Below are 14,639 nucleotides of genomic sequence, written 5' to 3'. Positions count from 1 at the left end.
GACGTGACGTCAACTGAAAACGCGCAATGCGGCGTTTTGCCCTCATTCGCACCATCAAAGCAAGCACGGGTTTCTGCCAATGTTGCATCGCCTTAGATATCTCATGTCGACGACACTAGCATACTCCGCAGTCGTGTTCGCAGCAGGAATTTCTTCCGCGCTCGCGGCCGACCCCACCGGCGACTGGCGGGTCGCCGACGGCGTCGCTAACATCCGAGTCGCACAATGTAATGGCAGCATGTGGGGCGTCGTGGCCTGGGAGAAGACCCCGGGCGGACGCGACAGCAACAACCCCGATCCGGCCCGCCAGAGCCGGCCGACGCTCGGCATGCCGATCCTGATCGACATGAAGAAGAAGCCCGGCGCAGACGCGTGGGAAGGCCAAGTCTACAACGCCAAGGATGGGCAGCTCTACAGCTCCACCATCACGCCGGTCGACCCCGATCACCTGGAGATCAAGGGCTGCGTGCTCGGCTTCCTGTGCGGCGGCGAGACCTGGACGCGGGTTGCTCCGCCGATCCCGTCGAGCCCCGTAAACAGCATGGCCAAAGGTACACAGAAACCAATCGCGCCGGCCCCTGCCCCGGCGGCCAAGACCACGACCGGCGTCGGCAGTGGCGCAACCGCATCGGCCAAGCCGGGACACAAGCCCGCGGACCAGGTCGGCGATATCTGCCTGCTGCCCGATATTGCGCGCGCCCGCTAGTTGGCGTCCGTCACCCGAACAAAAAAGCGGCCGAGAGATCGGCCGCTTTTTCTATTCGGTGATCAAGAGCCCTCTTGCTCCTTGACCTCGCGAGGCTTGCCCATCAGGGCCGGCTGGAACAGCAGCACGGCGGCGAGCGTGGTGACCAGCGACAGCGCCAGCAGCTTGCCCATGCTGGACGTGCCGGGATGGCTCGACAGCCACAGGCTGCCGAATGCGGTCGCCGTCGTCAGTGCGCTGAAGAAGATCGCCCGGGTCAGGCTGGTCTGGAGCAAATTGGTGCGGCCGCCGCGCCACGCCACCACGTAGTAGATCTTGAACGCGACGCCAATGCCAAGCAGGAGCGGCAGAGCGACGATGTTGGCGAAGTTCAGCGGCAGCTTGATCAGCACGCAGATCTCCAACGTCACGGCGCCTGCGACCAGCAGCGGCACGATCGTCATCAGCACGTCGGTGAAGCGCTTCAAGGTCACCCACAGCAGCAGGCTGATCACGACCAGCGAGTAGATGCCGGCGTGGATGAATGCCTTAACGATCGTGTCACCGGACTTCAGGATCGAGACCGGCCCGCCGATCGCGTTGGGCTCGGCCGTCAGGACGGCGTTGGCGAATCGCCTGAGATTGTCGTTGTCGTTCGGATCGCCCTTGGGCTGGGCCTCGACCCGAATCAGTCCGTCCTTGCTCTTCCACTGCGACACCAGTTCCGGCGGCAGGTTCGCGAGGCTGACCGGCTGCGCCTGCAGGGTGGCGCTGAGCTGCGTCAGCGTGATCTTCCACGGCTCGACGAACACCGCCTGTGCCTTGTTGCGAACCGCCTCGCTCGCGCCCGCGAGCCTGGCAAGCGCGTCTGCGAGCCGCCGCGACGCGACCGCGCCCGGCCCACTGCTCTCGCCCGCGGTGCGCCGGAGATTGTCGACGGTCGAGTTCAGGGCGTCGACATTCTCCTTGTCGCTCGGCGCCGCATCGACCTGATCCGGATTGAGCGCAGGCCCCAGCACCTTCGCGCCCTGCGCGATCAGCTTCAGCTTGGCCGGCTGGTCCTCGGGAACGAAGCTGTCGAGCGACATCACGCGCGCCACTTCGGGGAGCTTCTCGAGCTTGGCCTCGATCGCCTTGGCCTCGGTCTCGGAGCGCGTCAGCACGTCGATCGCGTTGGCGCCCGTGTTCGGATCCTTTCGCAGGTCGAGATAGGTCGCGATCGACTCGGCGCGCGGATTGCGCAGGTTCATCGGGTTGAAGTCGAACTTCATGTAGTAGAGCAGCGGCAGGCCGGCGACGACCAGACCGAGCGTGCCGACGATGATCGGCACGCGGTGCTTCTCCAGGAAATGATCGACCGGCGCCAGGAAGGCATAGCCGACCGGCTCCTTCTCGCCAGGCGGATTGAGAATCCTCAGCAGCGCCGGCAGCACCGTGATCGACGACAGGAACGCGATGATCATGCCGGCGCCGGCGATGGCGCCGAGCTCGGAGATGCCCTTGTAGTCGGTCGGCAGGAAGCACAGGAAGCCGGCAGCCGTTGCCATCGCCGCGAGCGACAGCGGCACCGCGGAGCGGCGCGCGGCTTCCGCCAGCGCCTCCGGCAGATTGTCGTTCTTGAATCGCTCGGAGCGGTAGCGCACGCTGAACTGGATGCCGAAATCGACGCCCAGGCCGATGAACAGCACGGCGAACGCAACCGACAGCAGATTGAGCGAGCCGACCATCATCAGGCCGACGGCCGTGGTGAGGGCGAGGCCGATGAACAGGTTGATGAACACGGCCGAGATGATCTTGGCCGAATGCAGCGCCAGCCACAGGATGATCAGCACGACGACCACGGTGCCGATGCCGTTGACGACGGCGCCCTCCTGCACGGTGGCGTATTCCTCGTTGGCGATCGGCACCGGACCGGTCAGCCGCACGCGCGCGTGAAAGCGGTTGGGGAAATCGAGCTCGGCCGCGGCCTGCCGGATCGCATCGGTGGCGGCCTTGCCGGGCTCCAGGGCCTGGTAGTCGAGGATCGGCTTGAACTGGATGAAGGCGCGCTTGTCGCTGTCTTCGAGCGGCTTGTCGGAGATCAGCTGGCGCCAGGAAAAGGTCGCATCGCCCTTGTCGAGCACGGTCTCCACCGTCTGGGAGATGTAGTCGAACGGCCGTGCGGCATTGTCGAGCTTGACCTGGCCGCGCTTGACGCCGGCAAGGCCGGTCTCCAGCGCACCGGTCAGGCCGCGGATCGAGGGGTCCCCGGCCATGATCTCGACGAGCGGCGCTGCCGCCGCGAACTGGTCCGTGAGCTGCTTGACCTCCTCGGTCGGCAGGAACAGCAGGCCGTTCCTGGCGAAGAACTCGCCGCCGCCGAGCAACTCGACCGATGAGAAGTTCGCGGTGTCGCCCTTGAGCTTCTTGGCGAGCGCATCGGCCGCCACACCTGTCATCTCGGGCGTCGCCGCTTCGACCACCGCCAGGATCATCCGATCGCGATCGAAGGCCTGCTCATATTGCTGGTCGCGCTTGCGCCAGTCGAGATCAGGCGAAATCAGCTTGTTGATGTCGGTATTGATCGAGAAATGACGCGCCGTATAGAAGCCCGCACCTACGGAGAGCAGCAGGGCCGCAATCAATGTCGGCCAGGCAAACCGGGTGCAGGCCTTGACGATCGAGACGACAAACGTGGTCAGCACTTCGTGACTTTCTAATGTTTAGAGAGCTGGGCGGAAACGTCCGCTTCATGGCGGAGTTCCCCGATCAGGGCGAGCCCCGGACGCACACATCCTGAGCGGCGCCCCGACCCGGCCTGGCCCAACCTTGAAGACGAGGGTGGTCCGTCGACGGCGGATCAGGTCGAACGATGCACGGAACCGTCGGGGCGGCTGATATAGCGGCTGTTCTCGGCGGTAAAGTGACGAACGAGTGAGAGCATAACCAACTCAATTGATTGATCTAATTTATAATTACTAAATTACCGGTGACCTATTGCGGGCTGTGTGCGACGTGTCACATGCGAGCCACTTGCAGACCGGCTTTCTTCTTCGCTCGATTTTTGACACAAAGTCCTGCGTTTCCATCCGTGTGGCGGGCCATTGGGCATTCGCTGGTGCGATTATTGCAACCCTGTCGCACGCACAGAGGTGCCAGGTCGAAAGTGAGGCAACGTGGCTGGACGTCCAATGCAGGTGTATCTCGCGCAGCCGCGCGGTTTTTGTGCTGGAGTCGTGCGTGCGATCGAGATCGTGGAGCGCGCGCTGGAGAAGTATGGCCCGCCGGTCTATGTGCGTCATGAGATCGTCCACAACAAGCACGTGGTCGAGAGCCTGAAGGCCAAGGGCGCCATCTTCGTCGAGGACCTCTCCGAGGTCCCCCCGCGCGCCGTCACCGTGTTCAGCGCCCACGGCGTCGCCCGGACGGTGGAGGAGGAAGCGGCCGCCCGCGGGCTGCCGGTGCTCAATGCCACCTGCCCGCTGGTGACGAAGGTCCACAACCAGGGCAAGCGCTACATGTCCAAAGGCCGTACCCTGGTACTTATCGGCCATGCCGGCCACCCGGAAGTCGAGGGAACCATGGGCCAGGTTCCCGGCCCGGTCCACCTGGTGCAGAACGTGGCCGATGTGGCCACCCTGCCCCTGCCGGTCGATACCCCGCTGGCCTATATTACCCAGACTACGCTCAGCGTGGACGACACAAGAGACATCATTTTAGCCCTCCAAGCCCGCTTTACAGACCTTCAAGGTCCCGATATCCGGGATATCTGCTATGCGACACAGAACCGGCAATCTGCGGTAAGGGACTTAAGCAAGCTGGTGGACGTCATCCTGGTGGTGGGCGCCGCCAACAGCTCCAACTCGAACAGACTGCGCGAGATCGGCACCGAGGCCGGGGTCGCAAGCTATCTGATCGCTGATGGCAGCGAGCTCGATCCGGTTTGGCTGAAGGATGCCAAGGCCGTCGGCATCACCGCCGGCGCCTCGGCTCCCGAAGTTCTCGTCGACGACGTCATCGAAGCCCTGCGGCGCATCGGACCGGTCGAGGTCGCGGTGGTCCCGGGGCGGGAAGAAAACATCGAATTCCGCCTGCCGGCCGAATTGGTCGCGGGCTGATCGGTCCTCGTTTGGTCCAGAAAGAAGAGACGTAATGGCAATCCCCTTCCATAAGGAACTGCGTATCGGGGCCTATCTGATGAAGCAGAAGCTTCTCGGCCGGAAACGCTATCCGCTCGTGCTGATGCTGGAGCCGCTGTTCCGCTGCAACCTGGCGTGCGCCGGCTGCGGCAAGATCGACTATCCCGACGCGATCCTCAACCGCCGCATGAGCGCGCAGGAGTGCTGGGACGCGGCCGACGAGTGCGGCGCGCCGATGGTCGCGATCCCCGGCGGCGAGCCGCTGATCCACAAGGAGATCGGCGAGATCGTGCGCGGCCTGGTCGCCCGCAAGAAGTTCGTCTCGCTCTGCACCAACGCGCTGCTGCTGGAGAAGAAGCTCGACCTGTTCGAGCCGTCGCCATATTTGTTCTTCTCGGTGCACCTCGACGGCCTGCGCGAGCATCACGACAAGGCGGTGTCGCAGAAGGGCGTGTTCGACCGCGCCGTCTCCGCGATCAAGGCCGCCAAGGCGCGCGGCTTCACCGTCAACGTCAACGCCACGGTGTTCGACGGCCATCCCGCCGAGGAGATCGCCAAGTTCCTGGACTTCACGACCGAGCTCGGCGTCGGCGTGACCATGTCGCCCGGCTATGCCTATGAGCGCGCGCCGGACCAGGAGCACTTCCTCAACCGCACCAAGACCAAGCAGCTGTTCCGCGACGTCTTCAAGCTCGGCAAGGGCAAGAAGTGGAATTTCATGCATTCCGGTCTGTTCCTCGACTTCCTGGCCGGCAACCAGGAGTTCGAGTGCACCCCCTGGGGCATGCCTGCGCGCAACATCTTCGGCTGGCAGAAGCCCTGCTATCTGCTCGGCGAAGGCTACACCAAGACCTTCAAGGAGCTGATGGAGACCACCGACTGGGACTCCTACGGCACCGGCAAGTACGAGAAGTGTGCCGACTGCATGGCGCATTGCGGCTACGAGGCGACCGCCGCCAATGCGGCGTTGACCAACCCGATCAAGGCGATGTTCGTGTCGCTGCGCGGCATCAAGACCGAAGGCCCGATGGCGCCGGAGATCGACCTCTCCAAGCAGCGCCCGGCGCAGTACGTGTTCTCGTCGGAGGTGCAGAAGCGCCTCTCCGAGATCCGTCACGACGAGGCGATCGAGGCGCAGCAGAAGGCCTCGACGGCCGCCTGATCTTCACGGCTCTGATCAATCAAAAGGCCGCCGAGTGATCGGCGGCCTTTTTCATTGAACTGATCTGTGGATCGGGATGGACGCTACGCTCCGCGATGAGCAAACGGCTCACGCCTCGGCAGCGGCCAGCGTCTCGGTCTCGAGGAAATGCTCAGCCGCCAGCATGCCGCTCAGCAGCAGGTCGCGGGCGCCGCGCAGCGAGCGCAGGGCGCGATTGAACTCGATGCCCGTCGACACCAGGCCGCGCAGCACGGCCGGATTGCGGGCGACGCCGCGCAGGATCATCGGCAGGTCGATGTCGCCGTTGGGCTTGATGGCGTCCTTGGCAAGCGACGGGAGGGTGCGATGGGCGGGATCGGAGATCACCCGCAGCGCCGCGAACGGCAGCCCGTACTCGGCGGCATAGGCGGCGGCGATGTGGCTCTCCATGTCGACCGCGGCCGCGCCGGTCTTCATGCGCAGCGCCGCCTTGCGGGCCTGGGCCACCACCACCTCTTCGGCCCCGGCGAGCACGCCGCGCACGACGCGGCGCTTCTTCAGGGCGGCGCGGGCGATGTGCTCCTCGCGCAGCGACAGGCCCGACAGCCAGCGGGCATCGCCGGCGGTCACTTCGGTGGCGACGACGATGTCGCCGGCCTTGAGGCTCGGATCGAGACCGCCGGCCACGCCGAAGCTGACGACGCCGCGGATCGAGGTCGGATCGAACACGGTGAGCAGCGAGCGCAACTGCCTGGGGTCGCTCGAGCTGCAGATCACCATCATGCCGGGCCCGGCAGCAATCCGGGCCTCCTGCACCAAGCCCGTCACGACCAAGACCGGCCGCGAATCAATCGGGCGATCCGCGGACGTGTCGTCCCCCATCCCCAACTTCACAATCCGACCCCTGACACCTTCTCGGACGTCGCCTGATCCGACGTCTCCGTCTCTTGTTCCAAAGCCTCAGCCACGGCGGCGCCAGAGCGGAAAGGCCTTAACAAACCGAGGATTACGCAGAAAAAATCCGCGAGGAAACCCCGTTTGCGCCGCACTGCACCGGCACCTGATGCGTTTTTTGCCCGGTGTTGCCATTTGGCCCCGCCGATCCCTGTTCCGTCCTGGAACAGATTGCGCCGGTGCCACCGGGCGTGGAACTTTAAGCAAGAACCACGCCACGAAAATGTGAGACTCACGGCAAGCGGCATGACGGCGCGGGCAGATCCGGCCGCCCCTGCGCCGGTCAGCCGTGCCCGAGCAGGAGATTCGCAGCGCGGTCGCCGGAGCGCACCGAGCCTTCGATTGTTGCCGGCAGGCCGGTATCGGTCCAGTCCCCCGCCAGAGCGAGATTGCCGAACGCCGTCTTCGCTCCCGGTCGGAGCGCGTTCTGCTCGGGCGTCGCCTCGAAGGTGGCGCGACGCTCGCGCACGATCTGCCACGGCGGCAGCTCCGCCGTGATCCCGGCGGCCTTGCAGACGTCGGCCCAGATCGCGGCGGCGAGCTCCTCGCGCGGCACGTCGACGAGGCGATCGCCATTGCTGATGGTGACCGAGAGCCGCTGCGGGAAGGCGAACAGCCACTCGACCAGGCCGCCGACAACCCCGAGAAGAGCTGGTGCATCGCGCGGCGGCGTGATGCGGAAATGGGCATTGACGATGGCACGATATTTCGTCGGCCCCGTGAGCCCCGGCAGCAGGGCCATCGCCGGCCGCGGCGGCACGGCGAGCACCACGACATCGGACGGACCGAGCGCGACGGTTTCATCGCCGCCGAACCTGAGCCCGGTGACGCGACCGCCCCCATCGTCGAGGCCGCGCAGCTCGCGGCCGATCCGCACGCTGCCGCCCTTGCCTTCCAGGAATTTCACGGCCGGATCGATCAGCACGCCCGACAGGCCGTCGCGCGCGATCAACGGCCGGCAGGCCTGGCCGCCGGCGAGCAAGGTCTCGCGAACGATGGCGCCGGCCAGCCCCGCCGACCCCTCCGGCGGATCGCAGTTGAGCGCCGCAAGCAGCAGCGGCTGCACCAGACGGTCATACAGCGTACCCTTGCAGGGGATCGTGCTGCCGATCGTCCTGGACGTACCGGCCCAGATCAGCGGCGACAGCGCGAGATAGTCGCCTAGCTTGGTATCCGGCACGCGGCGGCCCTCGTCGAACACCCACAGCGGCAGCCGGCCGTTGCCGAGATCGAGCAGCCAGCGCTGGCCGCTCCGGATGTCGACGAAGGCGAACTGCGCCTTCTCCGGCCCGACCAGCCCCGCTTCCGAGCCGATCGCGCGGGCATAGGACAGCACGTGATGATTGGCCGACAGCAGCAAATGGTTGCCGTTGTCGATCACCAGGTCGGTCGCGGCGTCGTAATAGGACCGGCAGCGGCCGCCGAGCTGCTGCGTCGCCTCGTGGACATGGACGATGTAGCCCGCATTGGCGAGCCGCACGCCGGCGGAAAGGCCGGACACGCCGGCGCCGATGATGTGAGCTGTCTTCTGCATCAGATGATTGCGTAACGAAGGATGATGCCGATCTTCGTGAGCTTGCTCACGCGGACGGGCTCGCGCGGCAGCGCGAAGCCTCGCTCGAGCAAGAGGTCGAACACGGCACGATAGTATTTTGACATGATCCGCGGCGCCCGCACGGCGCGCCGGCGATTTCGCCGCATGATCTCGTCGGCCTTCTCGAAATGCGTCTTGGCCCTGACCGCAACCGAGTTGCAGACCTTGGGCAGCGCGCGCTCCTGCGTGACCTTGGCCGGATCGTCGCCGGTGATGCCGGCGAACAGCAGCGCCTCGCGCGGCAGGTACAGCCGGCCGATCGCCGCGTCCTCGTCGATGTCGCGCAGGATGTTGGTGAGTTGCAGCGCGCGGCCGAGATGATGGGCAAGCAGGATGCCGTCCTCCTCGGGCATGCCGAAGATGCGCACCGAGAGCCGGCCAACCGCGCTCGCCACGCGATCGCAGTAGAGGTCGAGCGTCGCGAGATCGGGCGCGCGGATCTCCTGCGGCACGTCCATCTCCATGCCGTCGATGATGGCGAGGAAGTCCTCGCGCTTCAGCCCGAAGGTCTTCACCGAGCTGACATAGTCGCGCAGCCGCGGCGGCGGGTTGCCCTGGTACAGCGCGTCGATGTCGTCGCGCCATTTCTGCAGCGCCGCGAGCCGCTCGGGCCGCGGGCCGTCGGAATCGGCGATGTCGTCGACCTCGCGGCAGAAACTGTAGACCTGGAACATCGCGTCGCGCTGGGCGCGCGGCAGGATGCGCATGGCGGCATAGAACGAGCTGCCGGAGGCTGCCGTGCCGTGATCGATATTGTCTGCGGTTGCCTCGAGGGTCATGCGCCGGCTGCCGATTTGGTGACGGGATGACGCCCGGCCACGCGGCGGCCGATCTCGCCCATGACCGACGTGAAGGTGAGACCGAGCATGCCGACGGGCGACAGGTGCACGCGCTCGCTCAGCGGATCGCGCACCTTCAGCAACGCCACGATGCGGTCGGCGAAAGCCTGGATCACGGCGATCTCCAGTCCGAAGCGGAAATCCTTGACGCCGCTGTTGAGGTCCCTGCCCTCATCGAGCAGCGCCGCGTTGCGCACCGCGAGCTTCTGCAGGCAGGTCAGCAGAGGCGGCGGCGACTTGGCCTCGCCGAGCATCTCGACGGTCGCGCCGGCTTCCGCCAGCGCATCGCGCGGCAGATACACGCGGTTGAGCGCCTTGTAGTCCTTGCCGCAGTCCTGCAAATGATTGTTGATCTGCAGGCCCGCACAGATCGCGTCCGAGGCCGGCCAGGTCGCGGTGGACTCGCCGTGCACGTCGAGCATGAAGCGTCCGACCGGCATCGCCGAGTAGCGGCAGTAGTGGATGACCTCGTCCCAGTTCTCGTAGCGCAGCTTGGTCACGTCCATCCGGAAGGCAACCAGCAGATCGAGCGCGTGCCGGGGCGGCATGCCGCGCTCGGCGAGCGCCCGGCGCAGGCTGACGGCGACGTCCTGGGTCTCGCCGGTCCCGGTCAGCTCGGCTTCGAGCAGATCGAGCAGCCCCAGCTTCTCGTCGCCCGGCAGGCTCGGATGGTCGGCGATGTCGTCGGCGGTGCGCACGAAATTGTAGAAGGCGAGGATCAGCGCCCGGTGCTCGGGACGGATGATCCACGACGCCACCGGAAAGTTCTCGTCCCGGTGTGTCTTGCCGGATCGCAAATCGCTCGCGGTGGTCATGGACGAAACAGCTATCAGGTTGAAAGGGCGCTACCGAAAACAATGCCCGCCGCTTCGCTCATGCGAACGGATTGCTCGCCCCATATAGGCGAAGATCCCGCCAAAACCAATGCAATCGATGTCGGGCAGTCCATAGGACCGAACCGCCGGCCTCCCCTGAGGGGCGGGCCGGCGGTCGTTAACCAAGGGAGTTCGGAAACAACCGTTCCGAACGGCAACCGCTTACTGGTTGTGGGTCTTCAGAACCTGGTCGCAGGCCGGGCTGATCTTGGGCCGGTTCTCCTTGAGGCACGCCAGAATGGTGAAGTCACCCTGATCGATGACGGCACGGCAGAACTTCTGAACGTCACGCGTGCAGGCCGCCTGCTCTTCGGGCGTGCCGCCGCGGCCTTGCGCGAACGCACCGGTGGAAACGGACACCGACGACAGCAGGGAAAGTGCCAGGAAAATCTTACGCATCGTGTTCCTTCATTTTGACAGCGGAGGAGACCTCCCGGATCGCCGATGCTGCCCGGGAAACACCTGTTTGGTTTGGCAAGGACCGCAAGCCCCCCAGCGCCGGAGGTACGCTGCCAAATGCGGCCAAATTTGCGCCCTATGATCCCGAGCGGATCAAGCTCGGAGATCACAGCTTTGGCACAAACAAGGCGTTGATACTAGGGCGTTATTCTCGGAACACGTTTTTCGCATTTGGCTGTTGCAAGCATGCCGCGCGGACCGTTAGATGCAGCGCCGTCGAGGCGGCTTGCGTGCAGCCGTCTTGCGAGGACGACCATTCGGCGCCGACCGGTCGCACGGCGTCGGCGGGCATCATGGCATCCGGTCGCAGCGCCCGACCGGCCGTCATTTGAACCTAACCTTCGGCGAGAACACCAAGTGTTCGAAGCGGCGGCATACGCCGACACAGCGGTGTCATTTTGGATGGGAAACTCGATATGAAACTGTTCGGCTCATCTTTCTCGGGGCACGTCATCAAGGCCGCCGGTCTCGGAGCGGCACTGTTCGTGGCGGCGACCGCAGTTCAGGCTCAGTCGGGCCCCTTCGCCGGCTTCGACGGCTCGTGGTCGGGCAACGGCACGGTCGCGCTGTCGGACGGCACCACCGAGCGCATCCGCTGCAAGGCCAGCTACAAGGTGGCCGGCGCCAATCTGAAGCAGAGCCTGCAATGCGCCAGCGACAGCTACAAGTTCCTCCTGTCCAGTGACGTCACCAGCCAGGGCGACCGCATCTCCGGCAACTGGAGCGAATCCAGCCGCAACGTGAACGGCGAATTGCAGGGCACCGCCGGCAACGGCCAGATCGACGTGTTCGTGCAGGCCGCCGGCTTCGCCGCCAGCATCACCCTGAGGACCAGCGGCAACAAGCAGGTCGTGCAGATCTCCTCCAAGGGCGAGATCCGCGGCGTCAACATCACGATGTCGAAGACCTGATCCTTGGACCGGAGCGCGTCGCGCGCTGACGGGCAGTCGAATGCGCAAACGGCCCTGACAATGTCAGGGCCGTTTTGTTTTGCGGTGCTTCCGCAACCCTCGGATACGAATGAGACCCGCCGCTGTCGTCGCCCGGCTTGCCGCCTTCGCTAAAGCTCCGGCGCGCCCTTGAACTCATAGCCGCGTCGAAGCCGAAGGCGCAGACGGGACCGGGCGACCCAGTCTTCCAGAGGCTGTCGTGATTGAACCGATAGGCCGCGGCGTACTGAATCACCCGCTTTCACGGGTGATGACGGCCTGGTTTACGCAATAGCCTGGGCTAAAGCGGCTTGCGCTTCAGCTTCTGCGACAGGTTGATCAGGAACATCGCGGTCGGGCGGAGGATGAAGAGGTCGGCAAACAACGCCGCCACCATCGAGAACGCGCTGAGCCAACCGAACAGCCGCAGCGACGGCAGATCCGAGAACACGGTGACGACCAGGCCGCAGGCCAGCACCACGGTGGTGAGGATCAGCGCCGGTCCGACCAGCACGGTGGCGCGCTCCACTGCGACGGCGGCACTGACGCCGGGCGCGCTTTCCATCCGCAGCCGGTTCAGGAAGTGGATAGTCGCCGACAGGCCAAGGCCGAAAGAGACCGTGAGCGCCACCACGCTGGCAAATTGCAGCCCCTCCCCCATTGCCCACAGCACGGTACCCGACATCACGACAGGGAAAATGCCGGGCAGGATGCAGGCGAGCATGACGACCCAGGACCGGAAGGCCAGCCCGATGAACATCGCCACCAGCGCGAACTCGATCGTCAGCCCATGGTTGAGCTTTTCGATCATGCCGGCGGAGTTGCGCGCGGCGATGGCGGCGAGACCGGTAACGGCGATTTCATAGCCGGGATGCTTCTTTCTCACCGCATCGAGCTCGCGGTCGAGCTTGTCGACCACCGGCAGCAGCTGGCTGGAATCGACATCCGGCACACGGCCGGCGACCACGACGGCGTCCTGCTCCTTGTCGATGAAGCGGCGCACGAGGTGCTCGGGGATCAGATTGACGTATTCCTGCAACGTCGCCGTATCCGACGAGCCGGCCTTCTCGGCCAGCCAGCGCCGGAGCGTCTCGACCGACCAGACGTTGCCGACACCAGCGGTCTTTTCGACGGTGGCATGGACGTCGGCGATCGCCTGCAACGTCTCCGGCGCATAGAGCGAGGCGCCCTTCGGAAACTGGATGAGCACGTTGACCGGATTGGCGCCGGTCAGCTTGGCATCGAGCCGGTTGCTTGCTGCAACCGCCTGCTGCTTGTCCGGCACCTGGTCGGCGAGGCGATAGCGCGGCTCCAGGGTCGAATACACCACCGCGAGCGAGCCGACGAACAGCACCGCGATCAGGCTGAACAGGCCGGGACGGCCGACCATGCGCACCGCGATCCAGTAGCAGAAATTGCGCAGCGCCTGGACGCCGGCGTCGGCGCCCTGGAATTTGACCGCGAATGTCTTCTCGTTGCGCACCAGCAGCACGCCGAACACCGGCACCAGCGACAGCACCGCGACCAGCGCGATGATGGTGGCTGCGAGCCCCGCCTCGCCGAACTTGCGGATCAGGTCGCTGTCGGAAAACTGCAGGGCGATGAAGGAAATGCCGGCGGTGGCGTGGGTCAGCACGCAAGCCGGGCCGACGACCAGCACGGCGTTCTTGAACGCCGTCACCTTGTCCTGCCCCGCGATCAGGCGGTCGCGGGCGGCGAAGGTAAGCTGCATCGAATCGGAGAAGCTGATGACCATGATGAGCGGCGTCATCACGTTCAGGAACATGTTGAGATTGAAATTGGCCCAGCCGAGCGCGCCGAGCGCGAGCATGATCGCGATCAGCGGCGGAAACGCCGCTGCGATCATGAAGGAGACCTTGCGGAAGAAGATGATGGCGATGATGCAGCCGGCGAGAATGCCGAGAATGTTGTAGGTCAGCCCGTCACGTTCCACCGCGTTGCGGATCTCGAGCTGCATGACCGGCACGCCGGAAAGCTGGACATTCAGGCCGGTGTCGCCGAGGTCCTCCGCCATCAGCTTCCGGATGTCGCCCACCACCTTCCCGAGATCGTTCGAGGCCACCACCTTGGGCTCGAGCGACAGCACGATCAGGGCGAGCGTACCGTCCTCCGACAACAGCTTGCCGCGGATGATCTCGTTCGACTTCACCGTTTCGATGAACTTGTCGTAGGCCTCGCCCTCCGGCAGATCCGACGGAAACAGCGCGGCCGGCAGCTTGCCGGGCGCCGGCGCCTGACGGGCCGAGAACAGCGACACCAGGCCACGGGTACCCTCGACCAGTTGCAGGTCGGTCACGAAGTCACGAAGCTTCTCGAGGTTCTGGCGGGCCAGCAGGGTCTTGCCCTCGACCACGACGAGGACGTCGAATTCCTCGGCCGGGAACTTCTTCGTCACCTCCTCGTACTGGTGGAATTCCTTGCTGTCGGAGCGAAACAGCTGGCTGAGCGAATCGTCGATCTGGATGCGCTTGATGCCGAACACCGCCGCCACGATGAGGACGAGCAGGACGACGCAGGAGAAGATCGGCGCCTTGACCGCGAGGAGGCCGAGTCGTTCGATGCCAAAAGCGATGCTGTCGGCCGGCCGGTGCTCGACCTTCTCGACATGGACTTCGTTGTCGTGCCTGACTTCCAGCATGCGGTGTCCAGTGGTTGGGGTGCGGCCCAATTCTGAGGGCCTGAGCGCATAGGGCAGAAATAAGGCCGCTCAGCGAAGCAGAGATGACCGCATTGTGGCCCGCAGCCCAAGCTAATCCTTGAAAACACGTGAAAATTCGTCGAGGCGATCTAGCAGGGTTCACTCCCCGGCCGCAACCATGCGCGGCCACACAATACGGCGAGCCGCCACGGCTTCCGATCACGCCACGATTCTGCCGTGCTTGAAAAGAGCGTGGATGGCCCCGACGGACGCGGGGCCTCGAAACCTGAACGACTCAAGGACCGGTATCCGACCGAGCCGTCCCTTGCTCTGGGCAGGCCGCGAGCCGGTGCTGGCGAGCACCACCCGCCGCCCCCAGTTCCACA

11 protein-coding genes are annotated in these 14,639 nt (G+C 65.1%); 4 read left to right on the top strand and 7 right to left on the bottom strand.

The window, feature by feature from the left end:
• Positions 1 to 79: 79 nt before the first annotated feature.
• Entirely contained in the window at positions 80 to 706 is a 627-nt protein-coding gene (locus QW863_RS06020; RefSeq protein ID WP_409977889.1) for a DUF2147 domain-containing protein, read from the top strand.
• 62 nt (positions 707 to 768) lie between these two features.
• On the opposite strand, the gene QW863_RS06015 is transcribed toward QW863_RS06020, so the two are convergent.
• Complete coding sequence (locus QW863_RS06015) at positions 769 to 3,369, bottom strand: MMPL family transporter (protein ID WP_315714887.1); 2,601 nt, start codon at positions 3,367 to 3,369, stop codon at positions 769 to 771.
• A gap of 486 nt (positions 3,370 to 3,855) precedes the next feature.
• On the opposite strand from QW863_RS06015, the gene ispH reads away from it, so the two are divergent.
• On the top strand, positions 3,856 to 4,782 hold the full coding sequence (gene ispH, locus QW863_RS06010) for a 4-hydroxy-3-methylbut-2-enyl diphosphate reductase (protein ID WP_315714888.1): 927 nt from the start codon (positions 3,856 to 3,858) through the stop codon (positions 4,780 to 4,782).
• Between the two features lie 34 nt (positions 4,783 to 4,816).
• Entirely contained in the window at positions 4,817 to 5,965 is a 1,149-nt protein-coding gene (gene hpnH / locus QW863_RS06005; RefSeq protein WP_315714889.1) for an adenosyl-hopene transferase HpnH, read from the top strand.
• A gap of 108 nt (positions 5,966 to 6,073) precedes the next feature.
• Here hpnH and QW863_RS06000 read toward each other — a convergent pair whose 3' ends face one another.
• From QW863_RS06000 to QW863_RS05980, 5 genes are all read right to left on the bottom strand, one after another.
• Positions 6,074 to 6,838: a phosphorylase gene (locus QW863_RS06000; RefSeq protein WP_409977888.1), complete on the bottom strand. Its 765-nt coding sequence runs from the start codon at positions 6,836 to 6,838 to the stop codon at positions 6,074 to 6,076.
• A 343-nt stretch (positions 6,839 to 7,181) separates the two neighbouring features.
• On the bottom strand, positions 7,182 to 8,432 hold the full coding sequence (gene hpnE / locus QW863_RS05995) for a hydroxysqualene dehydroxylase HpnE (protein ID WP_315714891.1): 1,251 nt from the start codon (positions 8,430 to 8,432) through the stop codon (positions 7,182 to 7,184).
• Positions 8,432 to 9,271 carry a presqualene diphosphate synthase HpnD gene (gene hpnD / locus QW863_RS05990; RefSeq protein ID WP_315714892.1) on the bottom strand — a complete coding sequence of 280 codons (840 nt, stop codon included), beginning with the start codon at positions 9,269 to 9,271 and terminating at the stop codon, positions 8,432 to 8,434. The genes hpnE and hpnD overlap by 1 nt, the downstream gene beginning before the upstream one ends.
• Positions 9,268 to 10,146 carry a squalene synthase HpnC gene (hpnC, locus tag QW863_RS05985; RefSeq protein WP_315714893.1) on the bottom strand — a complete coding sequence of 293 codons (879 nt, stop codon included), beginning with the start codon at positions 10,144 to 10,146 and terminating at the stop codon, positions 9,268 to 9,270. Before hpnC ends, hpnD begins: the two co-directional genes overlap by 4 nt.
• A gap of 222 nt (positions 10,147 to 10,368) precedes the next feature.
• Positions 10,369 to 10,605 carry a hypothetical protein gene (locus QW863_RS05980; protein ID WP_315714894.1) on the bottom strand — a complete coding sequence of 79 codons (237 nt, stop codon included), beginning with the start codon at positions 10,603 to 10,605 and terminating at the stop codon, positions 10,369 to 10,371.
• A gap of 476 nt (positions 10,606 to 11,081) precedes the next feature.
• Between QW863_RS05980 and QW863_RS05975 the strand changes: the two genes are divergently transcribed.
• The gene (locus QW863_RS05975; protein ID WP_315714895.1) at positions 11,082 to 11,576 is read left to right on the top strand and encodes a hypothetical protein; all 495 of its coding nucleotides are present in this window, start codon (positions 11,082 to 11,084) and stop codon (positions 11,574 to 11,576) included.
• Between the two features lie 319 nt (positions 11,577 to 11,895).
• Here QW863_RS05975 and QW863_RS05970 read toward each other — a convergent pair whose 3' ends face one another.
• On the bottom strand, positions 11,896 to 14,253 hold the full coding sequence (locus QW863_RS05970; protein ID WP_315714896.1) for an efflux RND transporter permease subunit: 2,358 nt from the start codon (positions 14,251 to 14,253) through the stop codon (positions 11,896 to 11,898).
• Between the last annotated feature and the right edge of the window lie 386 nt (positions 14,254 to 14,639).

It is taken from the genome of Bradyrhizobium sp. SZCCHNR1017, from assembly GCF_032381375.1.
Taxonomy (GTDB): Bacteria; Pseudomonadota; Alphaproteobacteria; order Rhizobiales; family Xanthobacteraceae; genus Bradyrhizobium.
The sequence above is the reverse complement of the archived record's forward strand: the minus strand, read 5'-3'. Positions and strand labels throughout refer to the sequence as shown.

What these genes read in the sequence shown, in the direction of transcription:
- QW863_RS05980 (WP_315714894.1), bottom strand. Translation starts at nt 10,605, where the DNA reads ATGCGTAAGATTTTCCTGGCACTTTCCCTGCTGTCGTCGGTGTCCGTT.
- QW863_RS06020 (WP_409977889.1), top strand. Translation starts at nt 80, where the DNA reads ATGTTGCATCGCCTTAGATATCTCATGTCGACGACACTAGCATACTCC.
- hpnC (WP_315714893.1), bottom strand. Translation starts at nt 10,146, where the DNA reads ATGACCACCGCGAGCGATTTGCGATCCGGCAAGACACACCGGGACGAG.
- QW863_RS05970 (WP_315714896.1), bottom strand. Translation starts at nt 14,253, where the DNA reads ATGCTGGAAGTCAGGCACGACAACGAAGTCCATGTCGAGAAGGTCGAG.
- hpnD (WP_315714892.1), bottom strand. Translation starts at nt 9,271, where the DNA reads ATGACCCTCGAGGCAACCGCAGACAATATCGATCACGGCACGGCAGCC.
- QW863_RS05975 (WP_315714895.1), top strand. Translation starts at nt 11,082, where the DNA reads ATGAAACTGTTCGGCTCATCTTTCTCGGGGCACGTCATCAAGGCCGCC.
- hpnH (WP_315714889.1), top strand. Translation starts at nt 4,817, where the DNA reads ATGGCAATCCCCTTCCATAAGGAACTGCGTATCGGGGCCTATCTGATG.
- hpnE (WP_315714891.1), bottom strand. Translation starts at nt 8,432, where the DNA reads ATGCAGAAGACAGCTCACATCATCGGCGCCGGCGTGTCCGGCCTTTCC.
- ispH (WP_315714888.1), top strand. Translation starts at nt 3,856, where the DNA reads ATGCAGGTGTATCTCGCGCAGCCGCGCGGTTTTTGTGCTGGAGTCGTG.